The organism is Pseudomonas sp. EL_65y_Pfl1_R83, assembly GCF_963970695.1.
In the GTDB taxonomy this organism is placed as follows: domain Bacteria; phylum Pseudomonadota; class Gammaproteobacteria; order Pseudomonadales; family Pseudomonadaceae; genus Aquipseudomonas; species Aquipseudomonas tritici.
The window spans coordinates 377,755-396,891 of the sequence record NZ_CAXAQI010000003.1 but is presented as its reverse complement, the minus strand read 5'-3'; the positions used below and the strand labels follow the sequence as shown (position 1 = coordinate 396,891).

Here is a 19,137-nt window from a genome sequence, read left to right as displayed (position 1 = left end):
CACCTCATTCATGGCATGACATCGCCGGAGTTCGGGCCCAGTGTCTGGCCAACGAACAAGTTGCCGCCGGGCTCGCTGGCCAGCAGCACCGCCACCGGCGCCACTTCATCGGCCAGGCCGAAACGGCCCAGCGGCAACTCCTTGGCCTTGGCGCGTTTCCATTGCTCACTGATACCGCCCACCAACGGCGTTTCAATCGGGCCCGGTGCGATGGCGTTGACCAGCACGTTGTCCTTGGCCACTTCCAGCGCCAGGGACTTGGTAAAGCCGATCACCCCAGCCTTGGCGGCGGCGTAGTGAGTCAGTTCGGCGCCGCCCTTGATGCCCAGTTGCGAGGCGACGTTGATGATCCGGCCCCAACGCTGCTCGAGCATGTACGGCAAGGCGCGCTGGCTGGCGATGAACACACTGGTGAGGTCGACGCGCAGCATGTCGTTCCACATGTCGATGGTCAGGTCGACACAGCGCGCCTGGGTGAGCATGCCGGCATTGTTGACCAGGATATCGATACCGCCGAACTGTTCGACGCAACGGTCGACACTGGCCTGGGCGCCTCCGACGGTGCCGACGTCGGCCAGGCATTCGAACACCTCGGCGCCAAGGTTGCGGCAGGTGATCGCGGTTTCGGCGAGGCTGGCGGCGTTGCGGTCGGCCAGCACCAGGCGCGCGCCTTCGGCGGCGTAAGCGCGGGCGATGGCGGCGCCGATGCCGCTGCCGGCACCGGTGATGACAGCGCGGCGGTTAGTCAGTTGGGGCATGTCAAATCTCCTAAAGCAAACACAGATCCAATGTGGGCTTGCTCGCTCCCACATTTAGATCCAGCACATTCAGTCAGGCCAGCGTACGGTCAGGCCGCCGTCGATGACGATGCTCTGCCCGGTCAGGTAGCTCGACGCTTCACTGGTCAAAAACTGCACCAACGACGCCACTTCATCCGCCCGCCCTACCCGCCCCAGCGGAATCGCGCGCGCCGCCTTGGCCAAACCTTCCGGTCCCAGCGAGTTCTTTGCATCCAGCGACTGCGGCGTTTCAATCAACCCTGGAATCACCGCATTACAACGAATGCCCAGCGGCGCCAATTCCACCGCCAACGACCGGCACAACCCCGGCACACCGGCCTTGGCCGCCGCGTAATGGCTGTGTTCCTGCCAGCCATACACGCCACCGGCAATCGACGAAATCGCGACCAGCGCGCCGCCTTCGTGCATATGCCGGGTCGCCGCGCGGAAGGTGCGCATCACCCCTGTGAGGTCGACATTGAGCATCTCGTTCCACAACGCATCGGTCATCTCGAGCAACGGCGCGCGGCGCAACAGGCCCGCATTGGCCACCGCATAATCCAGCCGCCCGAAATGCTGCATGGCTTGCGCGGCCAGTGCGTCGACCGAGGCGGTATCGCCCACGTCCAACGGCAGCATGAGGCACTCGCCGCCGGCTTGTTGCACCAGGCTTAGGGTGGTCTGCGGGTCATGCGGATCAGCCGGGTAGTACCCGCCCACTACCGCCACACCGTGGCGGGCATAGGCCACGGCGAGGGCTTGGCCGATGCCGCTGGCGGCACCGGTAATCAAGGCAACTTTACGGCTCATCACTCACTCCTTACTGAACGGTTTCCGGGCGCACATGGCGCGCGGCAAACATCAGGACGCCGGACAGGAAGCACGGCAATGCGCCAAACCACAGCGCGGCGGTCTGCCAGTCGCTGCCGGCGGACAACACCTGGGTCGCACCAAAACCTGCGACCACTGCCCCGATCGGGCCCATGGCATGGATGATCGCGCCGCCGGTGGCGCGGATGCTGGTAGGGAAACTCTCGCTGATAAAGAACAGCGCCGCCGAGTACGGCCCGATCAGGAAGAACAGGCCCAGGCTGTAAAGCCCGACCACCATCGGCATATTGCTCGGACCAAACAGCATCCCGGCGAACGCCAGCCCGCCGAGCATCCAGCCCAGGCCGATCACGTTGCGACGGCCGATCTTGTCGCCCATCCAGCCGTGGCTGAGGTAGCCGCAATAGCCCACCAGGTTCGACAGCACAAGGATGATCAGCGAGTTCTCGAACGAGATGTGGTGCACGCTGACGATCACCGATGTCCCGAGCACGCTGAACACTTGGATAGCTGCCCAGTTAAGCAACAGCGCAGCGCCGATCACCAGGGTGGCGCGCCGCGCCGGACCACGGAAGGCGGCTTTGAGACCGGCCTTGCTGTGTTCGTCATAGTCCACGCCGTAGGTCTCGGCGACATTTTGTGCTTCAGTCACCGCGCCGCTTTTACGCAGCTGGCTGATGCGTTCATGGATCTGGAACTGCGGACTCTCCTTGAGCTTGCGCGCCATGATCGCAATCACCACCGCTGGGATCGCGGCAAAGATGAAGCAGCCCTGCCAGCCAATGATCGGCAACAGCAACGCGGTCAACCCAGCGGCGATCAACGCACCGACCGGCCAGCCGCCCTGCACCAGGCTGTAGATAAAGCCGCGACGTTTGGTCAACTGCGGGTCTTGCGAGGCGCCATACAGCTCGCTCAGATAAGTCGCGTTGACGGTTTCCTCGGCATAGCCCAGCCCGCCCAGCGACCGGATCAGAATCAGCGGCGACTTGCCCCACGCGCCGCCGATTGCAGTCAGTGCCGAGCAGAGCGCGGAACCCGCCACGGTGAAAATAATACCTTTGCGCCGCCCCAACTTATCGACGACGGGGCCGATGGCAAAGGCGACCACCGCCGTGCCCACCGCCACCCACGTCGCGATTTCAGCTTGCTCCACTTCACCCCAGCCAAAATGCCGGCCAATCTCCGGCAGCAAAGTGCCGAACAGGATGAAGTCATACACCGCGAACACCCAGGCGAAAAACGCGATCCAGGTGGCGAAACGTACTTCCTTGGACGTCAGTTGCCGGGGTTTCCAGCCAGTCAGGTCAAGCTTGTTATAGATGGACATAATCGCGCCTCAGGGGGTGAGCAAGGGTGGGTGTCAGGTACGCGGTTGGCGGCGGATAAAGTCGTCGGCGATTTCGTCAAAGGTGACGAAGCGCACGCCGGCATGGCTCTGGATGTGTTCGATCAGCCGCTCAAGCATCAACAGCACTTGCGGACGGCCGGAGACATCGGGATGGATGGTCATGGTGAACACGGCGTGTTCGTGCTCGCGGTAGACCCAGTCGAACTGGTCGCGCCACATTTCTTCGAGGTGACGCGGGTTGACGAAGCCGTGGCTGTTGGGGGCCTTTTTGATGAACATCATCGGCGGCAGGTCGTCCAGGTACCAGTTGGCCGGGATCTCCACCAGGTCGGTTTCTTCACCGCGTACCAAGGGTTTCATCCAGGTGTCGGGGTGCTGGCTGTAGTCGATCTTGGTCCAGCTGTCGCCCTTGCGCACGTAGTAGGGATGGAAGTCGTTGTGCATCAGGCTGTGGTCGTACTTGATGCCTTTTTTCAGCAGCAGTTCGTTGGTGACTTTGCTGAATTCCCACCATGGCGCAACGTAGCCCGTCGGGCGTTTGCCAGTCACTTGGGTGATCAGCTCGATGGATTTATCGAGGACGATTTCCTCCTGCTCCGCGGTCATCGCGATGGGGTTTTCGTGGCTGTAGCCGTGCACGCCGATTTCGTGACCGGCGTCGGCCACCGCCTTCATCTGCTCGGGGAAGGTTTCCATCGAGTGGCCGGGAATGAACCACGTGGTGCGCAGGCCGTAACGTTCGAACAATTTGAGCAGGCGCGGCGCACCGATCTCACCGGCAAACAAGCCGCGGGAAATGTCGTCCGGCGAGTCTTCACCGCCATAGGAGCCGAGCCAACCGGCGACGGCGTCAACGTCGACGCCAAATGCACAGAGAATGTCTTTAGCCATGATGAATCTCCTTAAACGTTAAGTACGGTTTCGACGGACAACGCCGCGCGCAGCAGGCGTGCGTCTTCTCCCGCCGGTGCGCTGAGCAGCAGCCCGGTGGGCAGGCCCTGGGCATCGCAGCCGCTGGGCAGGGTCACGCCGGGCATGTCGAGCAAACTGCCGGGCATGGTCAGGCGCAGGGTGGCAAGGTTGGTTTTCACGAACAGGTCGTCGTCGGCTTCCAGCGGTGCCAATGCGGGCGCCACGTGGGCAACGGTTGGGGTGATGAGAATGGCGCCGTCGAGGTCATCGATCAGTTGCTGTTGCAGGCGGCTGCGCGCGTCGGTCAGGTGGATCAGTTGGCTGGCTGGCAGCGAACGTGCGGCTTCGAGGCGGCGGCGTACGCGAGGGTCGAGTTGTTCGGCGTCGCGGCTGTCGAGCAACCCTTGGTGCAAGGCGAAGGCCTCGAACGAGCCGAGCCAGCCGTGGTGGTTGATCAGGTCCAGAGTGGCCTGGAAGGTCGGGCATTCGCGCTCTTCGATCAGCGCACCTTGGGCCTTGAGTTGCTCGACTGCACGCAGCAGGTTGTTGCGCACAGCAGGCTCGACATCCTGTTGCGCCAATACGAAGCGTTGGCCCTTGAGGCTGCGGGCATGGTGGGTTTGGGTGCGCCCATGCAGCAAATCGTCGATGGCCAAGGCGTCGCGCACACTGCGGGTCAGCGGGCCGAGGCTGTCGAGGGTATGGGCAAGGGGAAATACGCCATCGCGGCTGTAGCGTCGGCTGCTGCTGCGATAACCGACCAGGCCGTTGAACGCCGACGGGATGCGGATCGACCCGGCGGTGTCGGTGCCCATGGCGATGGGAACGATCCCGGCCGCAACGGCCACTGCAGAACCGGACGACGAACCGCCTGGGATGCGTGGTTGGTCAGTGCCATGGGGGTTGTGCGGCGTGCCGAAATGCGGGTTCAGACCCAAGCCTGAGTAGGCCAATTCGCTGAGGTTGGTCTTGCCCACACTGACCATCCCGGCACGACACAACAGGCCCACGGTCGGCGCGTCGAGCAAAGCGGCAGGCGCATTGCGGCGATAGGCGGCGCCAGCAGTGGTGGTGCTGCCGGCCACATCGAACAGGTCTTTCCAGGCCAACGGCACGCCATCGAACACGCTCAAGGGCTGGCCGGCGCGCCAACGGGCAGCGGCGGCTTCGGCTTCACGGCGGGCACGCTCGGTGGTCAGGCTGATAAATACCGACGACACCTGGCCTGCCTTTTCGAGTGCCTGTTCGAGGGCTTGCACCGGATCGCTGCGACCGCAGGCAAAATCCTCGGCCATTGAAGTGGCGTCTGACATCAAGATGACCCTCAAAAAACGTACATATTAATAAAATGTACATTTTACAAAGGCAGCTTTCGTGCCAGTCTCTTGTGAGGTGGTTTTGCGCTGTCAGGTTTTTTCGCTGAGAGCAACGGGATAGATGGTTTTAATAGACGAGAAAAAACCTCGTCAGAGCAAAGCGCGCTGCTGCCAACGAAATAATGTATCTTTTATTAATAAGTACATTTTGGTGCAGAAAAGTAACATTCCCAGCGTTCGGGCCCCAAAAAAGTGCCATCGACGTTGCCCAGAGTGACAGGTGCAACTTATGAGAGAATCCCCGGCCACCGTCCTCCCACCTTTAGAGAAATCGATGAAAGCAGTGTCCGCCTCGGCCTCTCGTTACGCGATGATTCACCAAGTGTTGCGTGACGCGATCGTCAACGGCACCGCTCGCCACGGCCTGGTTTTGCTGGAAGCGCCGTTGGCCGAACTGTTCGGTACCAGCCGTGTACCGGTGCGCAAGGCCTTGGACCTGCTGCACGCCGAAGGCCTGATCTGCCGCTTCAATGGCCGGGGTTACCTGATCAACCCCGAAGGCCTGGCGATGGAGCCGCTACGCCTGCCCTTGAGCCATACACATTTGGGTCTTGATGGTAAGGATGAGCTGGTGGATACGCGGCCGTTGGGTGAACGTATCGTCGAGGAAATCGGCGCGGCGCTGTCCACCTGCATTGCCTTCGGCCATTACCGCCTGGATGAGCAAGCCGCCGCCGACCACTATGGCGTCAGCCGTGCAGTGGTGCGTGAAGCACTGATGCGCCTGCGCGATCGCGGCCTGGTGGAAAAGGAACCCTATTCCCAATGGTTGGCGGGGCCTTTGACGGCGCGGGAAGTCACCGAAGACTACGAACTGCGCGCCTGCCTGGAACCCGAAGCCTTGCGCCAGAGCGCACCGCACCTTGATCGCCAGCTGCTTGAAGCCATGTTGCAACGCGTACTGGCTGCCCAAGACAGCCCTCACTGCAGCCTTGAGGCCATCGAACAGATCGAGGAAGACTTGCACCAGCACTGCCTGGCCGGCCTGCAGAATCGCAAGATCGCTGCACTGATCCGCCAGGGCCAGAGCCCGATGATCATCAGCCGGATTTTTTATCGGTTGCTGGGGATCGGCGCCGATCCGGCGATGTTGGCCGAACATCGGTTGATTCTTGAGCTCTTATTGCATGGCGCGGTGGATGCGGCGGCGCTGAATCTGCGTGAGCATCTTCAGCGAGCACGCCAGCGCATGTTGCAACGGCTGAAAGTGCTCTCAGTCCTGCCAGAACAACCGCTGCCCGCCTACCTGCACAAAATCAGCTGACCGCACACAGTTGCGAATAGAGGTGGGAGCGGCGGCGCTGTCGAGATTTCATGCAATATGTTGCGATCTCGCCGCTGCCATTGAAACCACTGCACCCCCGCCCCATCTAAGCACCATACTTCCTGATGCAGGTGCCCCATGAGCGACCAGCAAGAATTCCCTGATTACGACCTCAACGACTACGCAGATCCCGAAAACGCCGAGCACGAAGCGTCCTCCAACACCGGCCTGGCCCTACCTGGGCAAAACCTGCCGGACAAGGTCTACATCATCCCGATCCACAACCGGCCCTTCTTCCCGGCGCAAGTGCTGCCGGTGATCGTCAATGAAGAGCCGTGGGCCGAGACCCTGGAACTGGTGAGCAAATCCGACCACCACTCCCTGGCCCTGTTCTTCATGGACACCCCGCCGGACGACCCGCGCCACTTCGATACCTCCAGCCTGCCGCTGTACGGCACGCTGGTGAAGGTGCACCACGCCAGCCGCGAAAACGGCAAGCTGCAATTCGTGGCCCAGGGCCTGACCCGCGTGCGCATCAAGACCTGGCTCAAGCACCACCGCCCACCGTACCTGGTGGAAGTCGAATACCCGCACCAGCCCTCGGAGCCGACCGACGAGGTCAAGGCCTACGGCATGGCGCTGATCAATGCGATCAAGGAACTGCTACCGCTCAACCCGCTGTACAGCGAAGAGCTGAAGAACTACCTCAACCGCTTCAGCCCCAACGACCCGTCGCCGCTCACCGACTTCGCCGCCGCGTTGACCTCGGCCACCGGTAACGAATTGCAGGAAGTGCTGGACTGCGTGCCCATGCTCAAGCGCATGGAAAAAGTGCTGCCGATGCTGCGCAAAGAAGTCGAAGTTGCGCGCCTGCAAAAAGAACTCTCCGCTGAAGTGAACCGCAAGATCGGCGAGCATCAGCGCGAGTTCTTTCTCAAGGAACAGCTCAAGGTCATCCAGCAGGAGCTGGGCTTGACCAAGGACGACCGCAGTGCGGATGTCGAGCAATTCGAGCAACGCCTGGAAAGCAAAGTACTGCCGGCCCAGGCGAAAAAACGCATCGATGAAGAACTGAACAAACTGTCGATCCTCGAAACCGGCTCGCCGGAATACGCGGTGACGCGCAACTACCTGGACTGGGCCACCTCGGTGCCGTGGGGCGTGTTTGGCGAGGATAAACTCGACCTGAAACATGCGCGCAAGGTGCTGGACAAGCACCACGCAGGCCTGGATGACATCAAGAGTCGCATCCTCGAATTCCTCGCGGTGGGTGCCTATAAAGGCGAAGTCGCCGGTTCCATCGTGCTGCTGGTCGGTCCGCCGGGCGTGGGCAAGACCAGCGTCGGTAAATCCATCGCCGAGTCGCTGGGACGGCCCTTCTACCGCTTCAGCGTCGGCGGCATGCGCGACGAGGCCGAGATCAAGGGCCATCGCCGCACCTACATCGGCGCCATGCCCGGCAAGCTGGTGCAGGCGCTCAAAGATGTGGAAGTGATGAACCCGGTGATCATGCTCGACGAGATCGACAAGATGGGCCAGAGCTTCCAGGGCGACCCGGCGTCGGCACTGTTGGAAACCCTCGACCCCGAGCAAAACGTCGAATTCCTCGACCACTACCTGGACCTGCGCCTGGACCTGTCCAAAGTGCTGTTCGTGTGCACCGCCAATACCCTGGACTCCATCCCCGGCCCGCTGCTGGACCGTATGGAAGTGATTCGCCTGTCGGGCTATATCACCGAAGAAAAAGTCGCGATTGCCAAGCGCCACCTGTGGCCCAAGCAGCTGGAAAAAGCCGGCGTGTCGAAAAACACCCTGACCATCAGCGACGGCGCGTTGCGCGCATTGATCGACGGCTATGCCCGCGAAGCCGGTGTGCGCCAGCTGGAAAAACAGCTGGGCAAACTGGTGCGCAAGGCCGTGGTCAAGCTGCTGGATAAGCCGGACCTGGTGATCAAGATTGGCAACAAAGACCTGGAAAGCTCACTGGGTGTACCGGTGTTCCGCAATGAGCAGGTGCTGTCCGGCACCGGTGTGATCACCGGCCTTGCGTGGACCAGCATGGGCGGCGCGACGCTGCCGATTGAGGCGACACGTATCCATACGCTCAATCGCGGCTTCAAGCTCACCGGGCAGTTGGGTGAAGTGATGAAGGAGTCCGCCGAAATTGCCTACAGCTACATCAGCTCGAACCTGAAGTCGTTTGGCGGTGATCCGAAATTCTTTGACGAAGCTTTCGTGCACCTGCACGTGCCGGAAGGCGCCACGCCAAAAGACGGCCCGAGTGCGGGGGTGACCATGGCCAGTGCGCTGTTGTCGCTGGCACGTAACCAGCCGCCGAAAAAAGGCGTGGCCATGACCGGTGAGCTGACGTTGACCGGGCATGTCCTGCCGATTGGCGGGGTGCGCGAGAAAGTGATCGCGGCGCGGCGCCAGAAGATCCATGAGCTGATCCTGCCGGAGCCGAATCGGGGCAGTTTTGAGGAGTTGCCGGAGTACCTCAAGGAAGGGATGACAGTGCACTTTGCCAAGCGGTTTGCGGATGTGGCTAAAGTGCTCTTCTGATAGTTATGTAGCGCCTTAACTGGCCTCTTCGCGAGCAAGCCCGCTCCCACATGTTGACCGAGTAAATCCTTTGGAATGCGGTCGAAATGTGAGAGCGGGCTTGCTCGCGAAAGGGCCGGCCCGGTCACTACAAAATCCCACCCAGTCACACCTCGTCCCATCTTCGGTTATGCTCGCCCTTCGTCGCCAATCAACGGAGCCCTCATGACCGCTGCTCGCCTGCTTCTCCCCTTGAGCCTTGCCCTGCTGGCAGCCTGCGCCAGTGCCCCCAAGCAAAACGTCAGCGTGGACAACCAGAGCGCCTGCCCACTTCAGCTTAAAACCGGACAAAACCTGATCCTCACCCTGCCGAGCAACCCCACCACGGGTTACCGCTGGGCCATCCAGGATTCCGCTGGCGGTGTGTTGCGCGCCTTGAGCCCGGAGGTCTACACCAGCTCGGAATCCGGCGTGGTCGGTGGCGGCGGCCAGTCGACCTGGCGGTTCCAGGCGTTCGCGACCGGCCAGGGGCGCTTGCGCCTGACGTCCCAGCAACCCTGGGAGCCGGAAGCCGAACCTGCCGAAACGTTCGACTGCGCCATCACGGTGAACTGATATGCCATGGCTGATTCTTGCGTTGATGGGCGCCGGCACTTTTATCTACGGCCTGACCACCCATGCCACGTTGCTGTGCCTGCTGGTCAAGCCGCTGCCGGTCCTGGCGCTGCTGGGCTGGCTGCATGATGCGCCGCCCACCGAGTATCGACGCTGGATCAGCCTGGGTTTGATCTTTTCCCTGATAGGCGATGTGCTGCTCGCCTGGCCGGGCGATCTGTTTATCTTTGGGTTGGGCGCATTTCTGTTTGCGCACCTGGCCTACCTCAAAGCCTACTTCAGCGACTGCCGCCGCTTAGCCCTGTTGCCGTTGGCATTGGCGCTGGGCGTGGGCGCGATTCTGCTGAGCATCCTGATCTCCCACGGCCTTGGCGACCTGCTGATGCCGGTAGTGGTTTATGCGCTGGTGATCAGTGCGATGCTCTGGCGTGCGCTCGCACGCTTGGGCACTGACGTGCCGAAACACTCGGCATTGCTGGCGGCAGCAGGCGCGCTGTCGTTTGTGTTTTCCGACACGCTGATCGGCATCAATCGGTTTGTGGTGGCATTCGATGCGGCGCCGTATGTGCTGATCAGTACTTACTGGCTGGGACAGTGGGGGATCACTGCGGCTGCATTTGCCCTCAATCCACGGACTGAACACCCCACGCGGCATCATTGAAAAAACACCGCCTATTTAGATTAATAACCTCTGCAGAACTGGTATTTCTAACAGTTACGCAGATGGGTGCCTGCCTCTATCGTTCCACGACATCGCACACAATCCGGTGGGCGAGTGGTTCAAGAGGGTTCGATCATGACCACCAGTACTGCTTACGGGGAAGCAACGGGAACATTGACCGCATCCGTCAACGGTGTCGTGAGTTTCAATGCAGGCGCGGTCTACCTGACTAATGAGAATGAGCAGATCACTATCGTAGGCGTCGAGGAAAATTCACCCGGCCCCCTGCGCATCATCGAAATTGAGATGCTGTCGAATACACAGAACGGCGACTATGTTTTTCCGGGCGAGCAGATTTGTGCACTCATAGCCGGTGGAAAATCTGCTCCCGCGCACTATTTGACTCAGAGCGGTAGCGTGAACGTTGATTTCGAACGTGAAAATGGCCGCTACAGGTGCCACTTCAACTTCACTGCAAAAAACCTTTTTCAGCCAAAAGACACTATTGGCGTAGTCGGTGATTGTGATATCCGCACGAATCCACTCTCCAAACAGTGACAAAGCGCTCCACCGCCTCCCGGTCAACCCGAAGGGGTGGTGAAGCCACCACTGCCTGTTACATCGCGGTTTATCAGACAACTCGCGCGCACGAAGGCTAACTTGGCTAAAATGCCGGCCTTTCCCCTTCGTCGCCGGAACAACCGTGAGCAAAGAACCCGATCGCCTATTCGCCCAGCCCCTGCCCCAGGTGCCGGACTTCGCCTTTAACGAGGACGTGGTGCGGGTGTTCCCGGACATGATCAAGCGCTCGGTGCCGGGTTATCCGACCATCGTCGAGAACCTCGGCGTGCTCGCGGCGCAGTTTGCCCAGCCGGGCAGCGTGCTGTACGACCTGGGCTCTTCCCTCGGCGCAGTGACCCAGGCTCTGCGCCGCCATGTGCGCACCGAAGGGTGCCGGGTGATTGCAGTGGATAACTCGGCGGCGATGGTGGAGCGCTGCCGCGAGTACCTCAATGGCCAGGATTCGATGTTCCAGGAGTTGCTGCCAGTCGAGGTTATCGAGGGCGATATACTCGCGCTGCAATTCCAACCGGCCTCAGTGGTTGCACTCAATTTCACCCTGCAATTTGTCGCACCGGATGAACGCCTGGCCTTGCTCTCGCGTATCCGCCAGTCGCTGCTGCCGGGCGGTGCGCTGATCCTCTCGGAAAAGCTGCGCTTCAATGACCTTGAAGAACACGCGCTACTCACCGACCTGCATATCGCGTTCAAACGCGCCAACGGCTACAGCGAACTGGAAATCGCCCAGAAGCGCAGCGCCATCGAAAACGTCATGAAGCCCGACAGCCTCGAAGAACACCGCGAACGCCTGCTGGCGGCGGGGTTCTCGAAAGTCGTGCCGTGGTTCCAGTGTCTTAACTTTGCCTCGTTGATTGCCCTGCCATGATTGATCTCTCCCCCCTTGCCCGCCACTTGGTGGGCACTCCTTTGGCCGTTTGGGCCCAGGGCCTGCAAGCGCAACTCGATAGCAAGATGGAGAAAGGTCATGGCGACCTGGAGCGTTGGCAGAGTGCGTTGGATGCCTTACCGAAAATAATGCCCAGCGAAGTCGATTTGCTGAATGACCTGACCCTGGACACTGATTGCGACGACGCTACCCGCGCGCAAATGCACACTGCGCTGATGGGCCTGAGCCCGTGGCGCAAAGGCCCGTTCCACCTGTTCGGCGTGCATGTCGATACCGAATGGCGTTCGGACTGGAAGTGGTCGCGGGTCGCGCCGCACCTGGATCTGAAAGGCAAGCGCATCCTTGACGTCGGCTGCGGCAATGGCTACTACATGTGGCGCATGCTCGGCGCCGGCGCGGACAGCGTGATTGGGGTCGATCCGAACTGGTTGTTCTTCTGCCAGTTCCAGGCGGTGCGGCGTTACCTGTCCGAACCCAACGCCTGGCACTTGCCGTTCCCGTTCGAAGACTTGCCGTCGAATCTGGAAGGGTTCGACACGGTGTTTTCCATGGGCGTGTTCTATCACCGCCGCTCGCCGATCGAGCATTTGTTGGCGCTGAAAGACACGCTGGTCAAAGGCGGTGAACTGGTCCTGGAAACCTTGGTGGTGGAAGGCGATCAGCAGCAAGTGCTGGTGCCGGAAGACCGCTATGCGCAAATGCGTAACGTATGGTTCCTGCCGTCGGTGCCGGCGTTGATGCTGTGGCTGCGCCGTGCAGGGTTCAGCGATGTGCGCTGTGTGGATGTGAGCGTGACCACGGTTGAAGAACAGCGCGGGACCGAGTGGATGAAGTTTCAGTCGCTGAGTGATTTTCTTGATCCGGAGGATCACAGCAAGACCATCGAAGGGCTGCCGGCGCCGATGCGCGCAGTGATCATCGCCAAGAAGTAACCGTCAATCTGCCTGCCAAGTTGAGATCGAAAATGTGGGAGCGGGCTTGATCGCGAATGCAGTGGGTCAGTCGGTACATGTGTGACTGATACACCGTATTCGCGAGCAAGCCCGCTTGCACATTTGCTCACCCGTGTTCTTTAGAGTGTGGGCTTGGCCCGCCGGGCCTTGAAGAACTCACTCAGCACCGCCCCACACTCCCCAGCCAACACTCCCCCCTCAAACAACACCCGGTGATTCAGAAATCCCTGGGTAAAAAACTGCCCCTGGCTTTGCACTATCCCCGCCTTGGGCTCCAGCGCGCCATACACCACCCGCGCAACGCGCGAATGCACGATCAGGCCGGCGCACATGCTGCACGGCTCCAGCGTGACATACAGGGTGCTGCCGATCAGGCGGTAGTTGCTGATCGCTTGCGCGGCGGCGCGGATGGCGACCATTTCAGCATGCGCGCTGGGATCATTGCCGCTGATCGGGCAATTGAAGCCACGACCGATGATCTCGCCGTCTTGTACGAGCACTGCGCCGACAGGCACTTCGCCGAGTGCAGCGCCCTGGGCAGCAAGGGCCAGGGCTTCACGCATGAAGTCCTGGTCGCGACTGCGGTCGATGATCGCCGTTGGGCGAAACTGACGCATCACGCCACCTCGATGGCGGCCATCAGGCCGGTTTCCATGTGGTCGATCACATGGCAATGGAACATCCACACCCCCGGGTTATCCGCCACCAAGGCCACGCGGGCGCGTTCGTTTTTGCCCAACAAGTAGGTGTCGGTGAAGTAAGGAATCAGCTTGTGGCGGTTCGAGGCGATCACCTTGAAGCTCATGCCATGCAGGTGGATCGGATGCTGGTACTGGGTCATGTTCTTCAATTCGAAAATGTAGCTCTTGCCCTTTTCCAGCTTGGCAATCGGGCGGTCGGCACAGGTTTTGTCTGTGATGTCCCACGCCTTGCCGTTGATCTGCCACAGGCTTGGTGGCTTGCCATCATCGACTGAAACGCTGCCAACCCATTCGAAATTGAAGTTGAGCTTCTCGGCATTGGCCAGGTCCGGTTCGCTGATCGGGTTGGCGGGCAATGCGGGCGGCCACTCACTCGGTGCATCGGAGTTGGCCACCGAACGAAACGTACCGAGGCGCACCGGGCCGTTGCGGATCGACAGTTCTTCACCGGCAGGCGGTGCCTTGATCGCCAGGCAAATGCGCATGCCGGGGCCCAGCCAGTATTCCTTGCCCAGCGGGCGCGGCTCGATAGGGTTGCCGTCCAGCGCGTAGATCTGCGCGTCGACGTCTGGAATATTGATGCGATAGGTCAAGGTGTTGTCGAGGTTGAGCAGGCGCACGCGGGTGATCTGCCCGGCGGGCAGATCGATGACCGCCTGGGACACGCCATTGATCGTCGATAAACGCCCGGCGGTGCCGCCCCGCGCCGCTTCACGGGGGATGCTGAAGGCCACGAAAGCGCCCTCTTCGTCCACGTGCCAGTTTTTCAGGCTCAGGGTGCGCTCGTGTTTGAAACCGGTAGGCTCGCGCTCTTCAATGATCAGCGGGCCGACCAGGCCACGGCCCAGTTCTTCGCTGCTGTTCACATGGGGGTGATACCAGTAGCTGCCCGCGTCCGGCACGCGGAATTTATAGTCGAAGTATTCACCGGGCAGTACCGGCAATTGCGAGACGTAGGGCACGCCGTCCATTTCCAGCGGCAGGCGGATGCCATGCCAGTGGATGGTGGTGGCGACTGGCAGATGGTTGATAAAGCGCACCCGCAGCCACTCACCCTGGCGCACGCGCAACTCGGTGCCCGGCGCAGAGGGGCCGAATGCCCAGGCTTCGGTCTTGTGGCCCGGTACCAACTCCACGTCCAGGGGTGCTGCGATCAGTTCGTAATCGTGCCCAGCCTCAGCCTCGGCGACTTTCCCCAGCCAGTAGCGGTAGGCGCCACCGGCCCCCACGCCCACTACGGCCAGGCCTGCAAGGCCACCCAGGATTTGTCGACGGGAAAAGGATCGGGACACAACAACCTCACGTATCTGCCGCAAGCCCAGGGCCTGCAAAGGGCAGATACGATACACCTGCAACGGCTAAACAGTAAGGCTTCGCATTGCCGCATTGCCGCATGGCTGAATTCACTGGCGCTCACACACGTTTGATATTCAGCGTTCTTTAGGCTGTGGCTTAAGTCGTGGCGGCGGCCAGGATCAGCGCTTTCATCTCGGCTACCGCGCCTTTGAAACCGACGAACAGCGCGTGCGCCACCAGTGCGTGGCCGATGTTCAGCTCGTTGATGCCCTTGATCGCGGCCACGGCCTCGACGTTATGGTAGTGCAGACCGTGGCCGGCGTTGACGATCAGGCCTTCCTTGAGGCCGCAGTTCACACCGTCAATGATGCGTTGCAGTTCGTCGGCGACTTCGGTCGGTGTAGTAGCGTCGGCGTAACGGCCGGTGTGCAGTTCGATGGCCGGCGCACCGACACGGCGCGAGGCTTCGATCTGGCGCTCGTCGGCGTCGATGAACAGCGACACTTCACTGCCGATCTTCGACAAGCGCTCTACCGCAGCCTTGATCCTTGCCTCCTGGCCCGCCACGTCGAGGCCGCCTTCGGTGGTCAGTTCCTGACGGGTCTCCGGGACCAGGCAGATGTGCGCCGGGCGGATGCGCTCGGCGAACTGCATCATTTCTTCGGTGACGCCCATCTCGAAGTTCATGCGAGTTTGCAGCACGTCCTTGAGCACCAGCACGTCGCGCTCCTGGATGTGGCGGCGGTCTTCACGCAGGTGCACGGTGATGCCGTCGGCGCCCGCTTCTTCGGCGTCCAGCGCGGCCTTGACCGGGTCAGGGTAACGGGTGCCCCGGGCCTGGCGCAGGGTGGCGACGTGGTCGATGTTGACGCCAAGAAGAATGCGATTGCTGGTGGTCACGGAAGCGCTCCTGAATAGGGAAAGAAACGCTGCACAGCATACACGGGGTTGTCAGGGCTTTCGAAACAACTCGCGACTGACCAGCGGCCGCCCGCCCAGGTGCACGGCCAGCGCTTGGCGCATGAGGCGCTTGGCGGCGGACAACGCACCCGGAGCGCTCCAATCAGCTTCGCTCATCGCCAGCAACTCGGTACCCTGAAACAGGCCAGGTTGCAGCAGGTACACGCGCTCAAGGCCGGCATCGACTTGCAGACGATACATACCGTCGGCGGCGATGGGGTCACCGTGCAGATCGTTGGCGAGTTCGAAGCCGTAGCCCAGGTCGTCAAGCAGGCGCCATTCAAAGGCGCGCAGCAGCGGCTCCAGCGGGCGGCCTTCGGCGAGGGCGAGCAAGGTGGCGGCGTAGTGATCGAAGACGCCAGGGTGTGGGTCTTCGGCGGGCAGTAGGCGGATCAGCAGTTCGTTGAGGTAGAGGCCGCTGAACAACGCATCACCGTTGAGCCAGGCCGACGTACCGACGCTCTCGAGCCGCCCAACGTTTTTCAACTCGCCCTTGCCGCGAAATTCCACGTCCAGCGCCACGAATGGCCTTGCCAGCGTGCCCGCCTTGCCTCGCGCGCTGCGCAATACCGCGCGCAGGCGACCGTGAGGCGTGAGAAAGTCTACCAGGGCGCTGGTCTCACGGTAGGCGCGGCTGTGCAGGACGTAGGCGAGTTGGCTGGGGGGCGGGGATTGGGACATGGAAGTCTCTTCGCAGAACTTAAGAACAGCGACAAACCAATGTGGGAGCTGGCTTGCCTGCGATGCAGGCACCTCGGTTTTTCAATTGCACCGAGGTGATGCTATCGCAGGCAAGCCAGCTCCCACACAAACCCGCTCCCACAAAGGTATGCGGTGTTTACAGGTCGCCGTAGCCCAACGAACGCAACGCACGCTCATCATCAGACCAGCCACCCTTAACCTTCACCCACAGGTTGAGCATGATCTTGGAATCAAACAGCAATTCCATGTCCTTGCGCGCTTCGGTGCCGATGCGCTTGATGCGCTCGCCCTTGTCGCCAATGATGATTTTCTTCTGGCCGTCACGCTCGACCAAGATCAGCGCATGGATGTGCAAGGTCTTGCCCTGCTGCTTGAACTCTTCGATTTCGACGGTGATCTGGTACGGCAGCTCGGCCCCCATCTGGCGCATGATTTTCTCGCGGACCAGTTCGGCGGCGAGGAAACGGCTGCTGCGGTCGGTGATCTGGTCTTCCGGGAAGAAGTGCTCGTTCTCCGGCAGGTAGCCTGCTATCACGCGTTCCAGCGCTTCGAGGTTATGCCCGTGCTGGGCCGAGATCGGCATGATCTGGGCGTTTGGCAGTTGTTCCTGCAGCCAGCTCAGGTGCGGCATCAGTTCGGCTTTGTCTTCGATACGGTCGGTCTTGTTCAGCGCGACGATCAACGGGCCGGTCACGTATTGCACACGCTCGAGGACCATTTGGTCTTCATCAGTCCACTTGGTGCGGTCGACCACAAAGATCACAACGTCGACGTCTTTCAACGCCGCCGAAGCGGTTTTGTTCATGTAGCGGTTAAGCGCTTTCTCGCCGCCTTTGTGCATGCCCGGGGTGTCGACGTAGACCGCTTGCACGCTGCCTTCGGTCTTGATGCCCAGCATGTTGTGGCGAGTCGTCTGCGGCTTGCGCGAGGTGATCGCGAGCTTCTGGCCGAGGATGTGGTTGAGCAGCGTGGACTTGCCCACGTTGGGGCGGCCAACGATGGCAACATAGCCACAGCGTGTTGCGGTTGAATCAGTCATGGCCATTCTCCACGCCCAGGGCAATCAGTGCTGCAGCGGCCGCTACCTGTTCGGCAATACGACGGCTCACACCCTGACCTCGGCTTTTTTCATTCAGTAAGGTGATTTCACATTCCACGAAGAACACGCGGCAATGCGGCTCACCCTGGATATCCACCACTTCGTAACGTGGCAGTTCGCAACCACGGGACTGCAGGTATTCCTGCAGGCGGGTCTTGGGATCTTTGTTGGTGTCGACCAGCGTCAGGCTTTCGATTTCCGAGGCCAGCCAGGCGACCACGCGCTCCTTGGCCGTCTCCATACCTGCATCGAGGTAGATCGCACCGATCAACGCTTCCAGGGCATCCGCCAGGATCGACTCGCGACGGAAGCCACCGCTTTTCAATTCACCGGAGCCCAGTCGCAGGTATTCACCCAGGCCGAAACCACGGGCCAGCACGGCCAGGGTCTCGCCTTTCACAAGGCGTGCACGCAAGCGCGACAGCTGGCCTTCGCGCGCTTGAGGGAAACGTTCGAAAAGCGCCTCACCGGCGGCAAAGTTAAGGATGGCATCACCGAGGAATTCCAGGCGCTCGTTGTTGCGCCCAGCAAAGCTGCGGTGTGTGAGGGCAAGGACCATCAATTCCTGGTCCTTGAAGGTGTAGCCGAGCTGGCGCTCGAGACGACTTAAAGAAACGCTCACGGTTTACCCATATCTGTTTGGTGGCACCGGCGGCCATCGACGATTGACGCAGTGTTCAAATTCAAATCCTGGTTGGTGCTGCATGGGGCCGGGCAAATAATTGTCCCAGCCCCAGAAAAGCATTCGGCGCTGTGTTCACAGCGCCGCCTGTATTACTTGATCAGCCCGACCCGCGAGAAATTCGGCAGGTGGCTGAGTTTGGGTTCCGGCCAGCTCATCCAGACCGCAAAGGCCTTACCGACGATATTCTGGTCGGGAACCATGCCCAGCAGGTCCTTGGGAATGTTGGGATCATTCCAATAGCGGCTGTCATTGGAGTTGTCACGGTTGTCGCCCATCATGAAGTAGTGCCCGGCAGGCACTTTCCACTCACCGCCAGGCTGGCGGTAGCGCGACATTTCCTTGCGGATCTCATGCTCTACCGCGCCGAGTTTTTCCTGGTACAGCTCGGCGCTGCCCAGGGAACTTGGCTCAGAGCCGAGCAGCTTCTCGGCCACCGACTCACCGTTGATCAACAGACGCTTGTCGCCCGTGTAGCGAATCACATCGCCCGGCAGGCCGATCACGCGCTTGATGTAGTTCACGCTCGGGTCGCTCGGGTAGCGGAACACCATCACATCGCCGCGCTGCGGGTCACCAATTTCGATGACCTTCTTGTCGATCACCGGCAGGCGAATCCCGTAGGAAAACTTGTTCACCAGAATGAAGTCGCCCACGTCCAGGGTAGGTTTCATCGACCCCGAAGGGATCTGAAACGGCTCCACCAGGAACGAACGCAGCACCAGCACGATGAACAACACCGGGAAGAACGACTTGCCGTATTCAACCAGCAAAGGCTCTTTGTTCAGCTTCTCGACCACCACGGCATCGGGCTGGCTGACGCTGCCCTGATACGAAGCGATAGCCGCCCGCCGACGCGGGGCGAAGAACACCAGATCAAGCAACGCCAGGAAGCCACAAACGGCAACGGCGATGACCAGCAACAGCGGGAAATTTAGTGACATAG

Annotated in this window: 19 protein-coding genes; 7 read left to right on the top strand and 12 right to left on the bottom strand. The window is 60.9% G+C overall.

Translation table 11 applies throughout. The features are described 5' to 3' along the window. Nucleotides 1-8: 8 nt before the first annotated feature. The 5 genes from AACY08_RS06295 to AACY08_RS06275 all read right to left on the bottom strand — a co-directional run bounded on the left by AACY08_RS06295 (nucleotide 9) and on the right by AACY08_RS06275 (nucleotide 5,186). Nucleotides 9-758 (bottom strand): SDR family NAD(P)-dependent oxidoreductase, encoded by a 750-nt coding sequence (locus tag AACY08_RS06295; protein WP_339437920.1) that lies wholly within the window; start codon nucleotides 756-758, stop codon nucleotides 9-11. Nucleotides 759-827: 69 nt separating this feature from the next. After that, nucleotides 828-1,589 (bottom strand): SDR family NAD(P)-dependent oxidoreductase, encoded by a 762-nt coding sequence (locus tag AACY08_RS06290; RefSeq protein WP_339468637.1) that lies wholly within the window; start codon nucleotides 1,587-1,589, stop codon nucleotides 828-830. 10 nt (nucleotides 1,590-1,599) lie between these two features. Then, nucleotides 1,600-2,940, bottom strand: coding sequence for an MFS transporter (locus tag AACY08_RS06285; protein WP_339468635.1), 1,341 nt, complete (start codon nucleotides 2,938-2,940; stop codon nucleotides 1,600-1,602). Between the two features lie 33 nt (nucleotides 2,941-2,973). Continuing rightward, nucleotides 2,974-3,852, bottom strand: coding sequence for a polysaccharide deacetylase family protein (locus tag AACY08_RS06280; protein ID WP_003234086.1), 879 nt, complete (start codon nucleotides 3,850-3,852; stop codon nucleotides 2,974-2,976). A gap of 11 nt (nucleotides 3,853-3,863) precedes the next feature. Beyond that, entirely contained in the window at nucleotides 3,864-5,186 is a 1,323-nt protein-coding gene (locus AACY08_RS06275) for an amidase (protein WP_339468634.1), read from the bottom strand. A gap of 337 nt (nucleotides 5,187-5,523) precedes the next feature. Here AACY08_RS06275 and AACY08_RS06270 point away from each other — a divergent pair, with 337 nt between their 5' ends. From AACY08_RS06270 to cmoB, 7 genes are all read left to right on the top strand, one after another. Next, entirely contained in the window at nucleotides 5,524-6,513 is a 990-nt protein-coding gene (locus tag AACY08_RS06270) for a GntR family transcriptional regulator (protein WP_339468633.1), read from the top strand. Nucleotides 6,514-6,651: 138 nt separating this feature from the next. Continuing rightward, entirely contained in the window at nucleotides 6,652-9,075 is a 2,424-nt protein-coding gene (lon, locus tag AACY08_RS06265; protein ID WP_339435848.1) for an endopeptidase La, read from the top strand. Nucleotides 9,076-9,279: 204 nt separating this feature from the next. Then, nucleotides 9,280-9,669 carry a protease inhibitor I42 family protein gene (locus AACY08_RS06260; RefSeq protein ID WP_339437914.1) on the top strand — a complete coding sequence of 130 codons (390 nt, stop codon included), beginning with the start codon at nucleotides 9,280-9,282 and terminating at the stop codon, nucleotides 9,667-9,669. Between the two features lies 1 nt (nucleotide 9,670). Then, nucleotides 9,671-10,330 (top strand): lysoplasmalogenase, encoded by a 660-nt coding sequence (locus tag AACY08_RS06255; protein WP_339468632.1) that lies wholly within the window; start codon nucleotides 9,671-9,673, stop codon nucleotides 10,328-10,330. Between the two features lie 135 nt (nucleotides 10,331-10,465). Further along, nucleotides 10,466-10,888, top strand: coding sequence for a hypothetical protein (locus AACY08_RS06250; protein WP_339468631.1), 423 nt, complete (start codon nucleotides 10,466-10,468; stop codon nucleotides 10,886-10,888). 145 nt (nucleotides 10,889-11,033) lie between these two features. Continuing rightward, nucleotides 11,034-11,777, top strand: a complete 744-nt coding sequence (gene cmoA / locus AACY08_RS06245; RefSeq protein ID WP_339468630.1) for a carboxy-S-adenosyl-L-methionine synthase CmoA — start codon at nucleotides 11,034-11,036, stop codon at nucleotides 11,775-11,777. Then, entirely contained in the window at nucleotides 11,774-12,730 is a 957-nt protein-coding gene (cmoB, locus tag AACY08_RS06240) for a tRNA 5-methoxyuridine(34)/uridine 5-oxyacetic acid(34) synthase CmoB (protein ID WP_339468629.1), read from the top strand. The genes cmoA and cmoB overlap by 4 nt, the downstream gene beginning before the upstream one ends. A 140-nt stretch (nucleotides 12,731-12,870) precedes the next feature. On the opposite strand, the gene tadA is transcribed toward cmoB, so the two are convergent. The 7 genes from tadA to lepB form a co-directional block, all read right to left on the bottom strand. Beyond that, nucleotides 12,871-13,368 (bottom strand): tRNA adenosine(34) deaminase TadA, encoded by a 498-nt coding sequence (gene tadA, locus AACY08_RS06235; RefSeq protein ID WP_339468627.1) that lies wholly within the window; start codon nucleotides 13,366-13,368, stop codon nucleotides 12,871-12,873. After that, nucleotides 13,368-14,744 (bottom strand): multicopper oxidase family protein, encoded by a 1,377-nt coding sequence (locus AACY08_RS06230; RefSeq protein ID WP_339468626.1) that lies wholly within the window; start codon nucleotides 14,742-14,744, stop codon nucleotides 13,368-13,370. The genes tadA and AACY08_RS06230 overlap by 1 nt, the downstream gene beginning before the upstream one ends. A 160-nt stretch (nucleotides 14,745-14,904) precedes the next feature. Next, nucleotides 14,905-15,648, bottom strand: coding sequence for a pyridoxine 5'-phosphate synthase (gene pdxJ, locus AACY08_RS06225; protein WP_339468625.1), 744 nt, complete (start codon nucleotides 15,646-15,648; stop codon nucleotides 14,905-14,907). A 51-nt stretch (nucleotides 15,649-15,699) separates the two neighbouring features. Continuing rightward, a complete protein-coding gene (gene recO, locus AACY08_RS06220; RefSeq protein WP_339417755.1) occupies nucleotides 15,700-16,389 on the bottom strand; it encodes a DNA repair protein RecO in 690 nt (229 codons plus the stop codon). Between the two features lie 157 nt (nucleotides 16,390-16,546). After that, the gene (gene era, locus AACY08_RS06215) at nucleotides 16,547-17,449 is read right to left on the bottom strand and encodes a GTPase Era (protein ID WP_027604661.1); all 903 of its coding nucleotides are present in this window, start codon (nucleotides 17,447-17,449) and stop codon (nucleotides 16,547-16,549) included. Continuing rightward, entirely contained in the window at nucleotides 17,442-18,131 is a 690-nt protein-coding gene (gene rnc, locus AACY08_RS06210) for a ribonuclease III (RefSeq protein ID WP_017136295.1), read from the bottom strand. Before rnc ends, era begins: the two co-directional genes overlap by 8 nt. 152 nt (nucleotides 18,132-18,283) lie before the next feature. Continuing rightward, complete coding sequence (gene lepB, locus AACY08_RS06205; protein WP_339468623.1) at nucleotides 18,284-19,135, bottom strand: signal peptidase I; 852 nt, start codon at nucleotides 19,133-19,135, stop codon at nucleotides 18,284-18,286. Nucleotides 19,136-19,137: the final 2 nt, after the last annotated feature.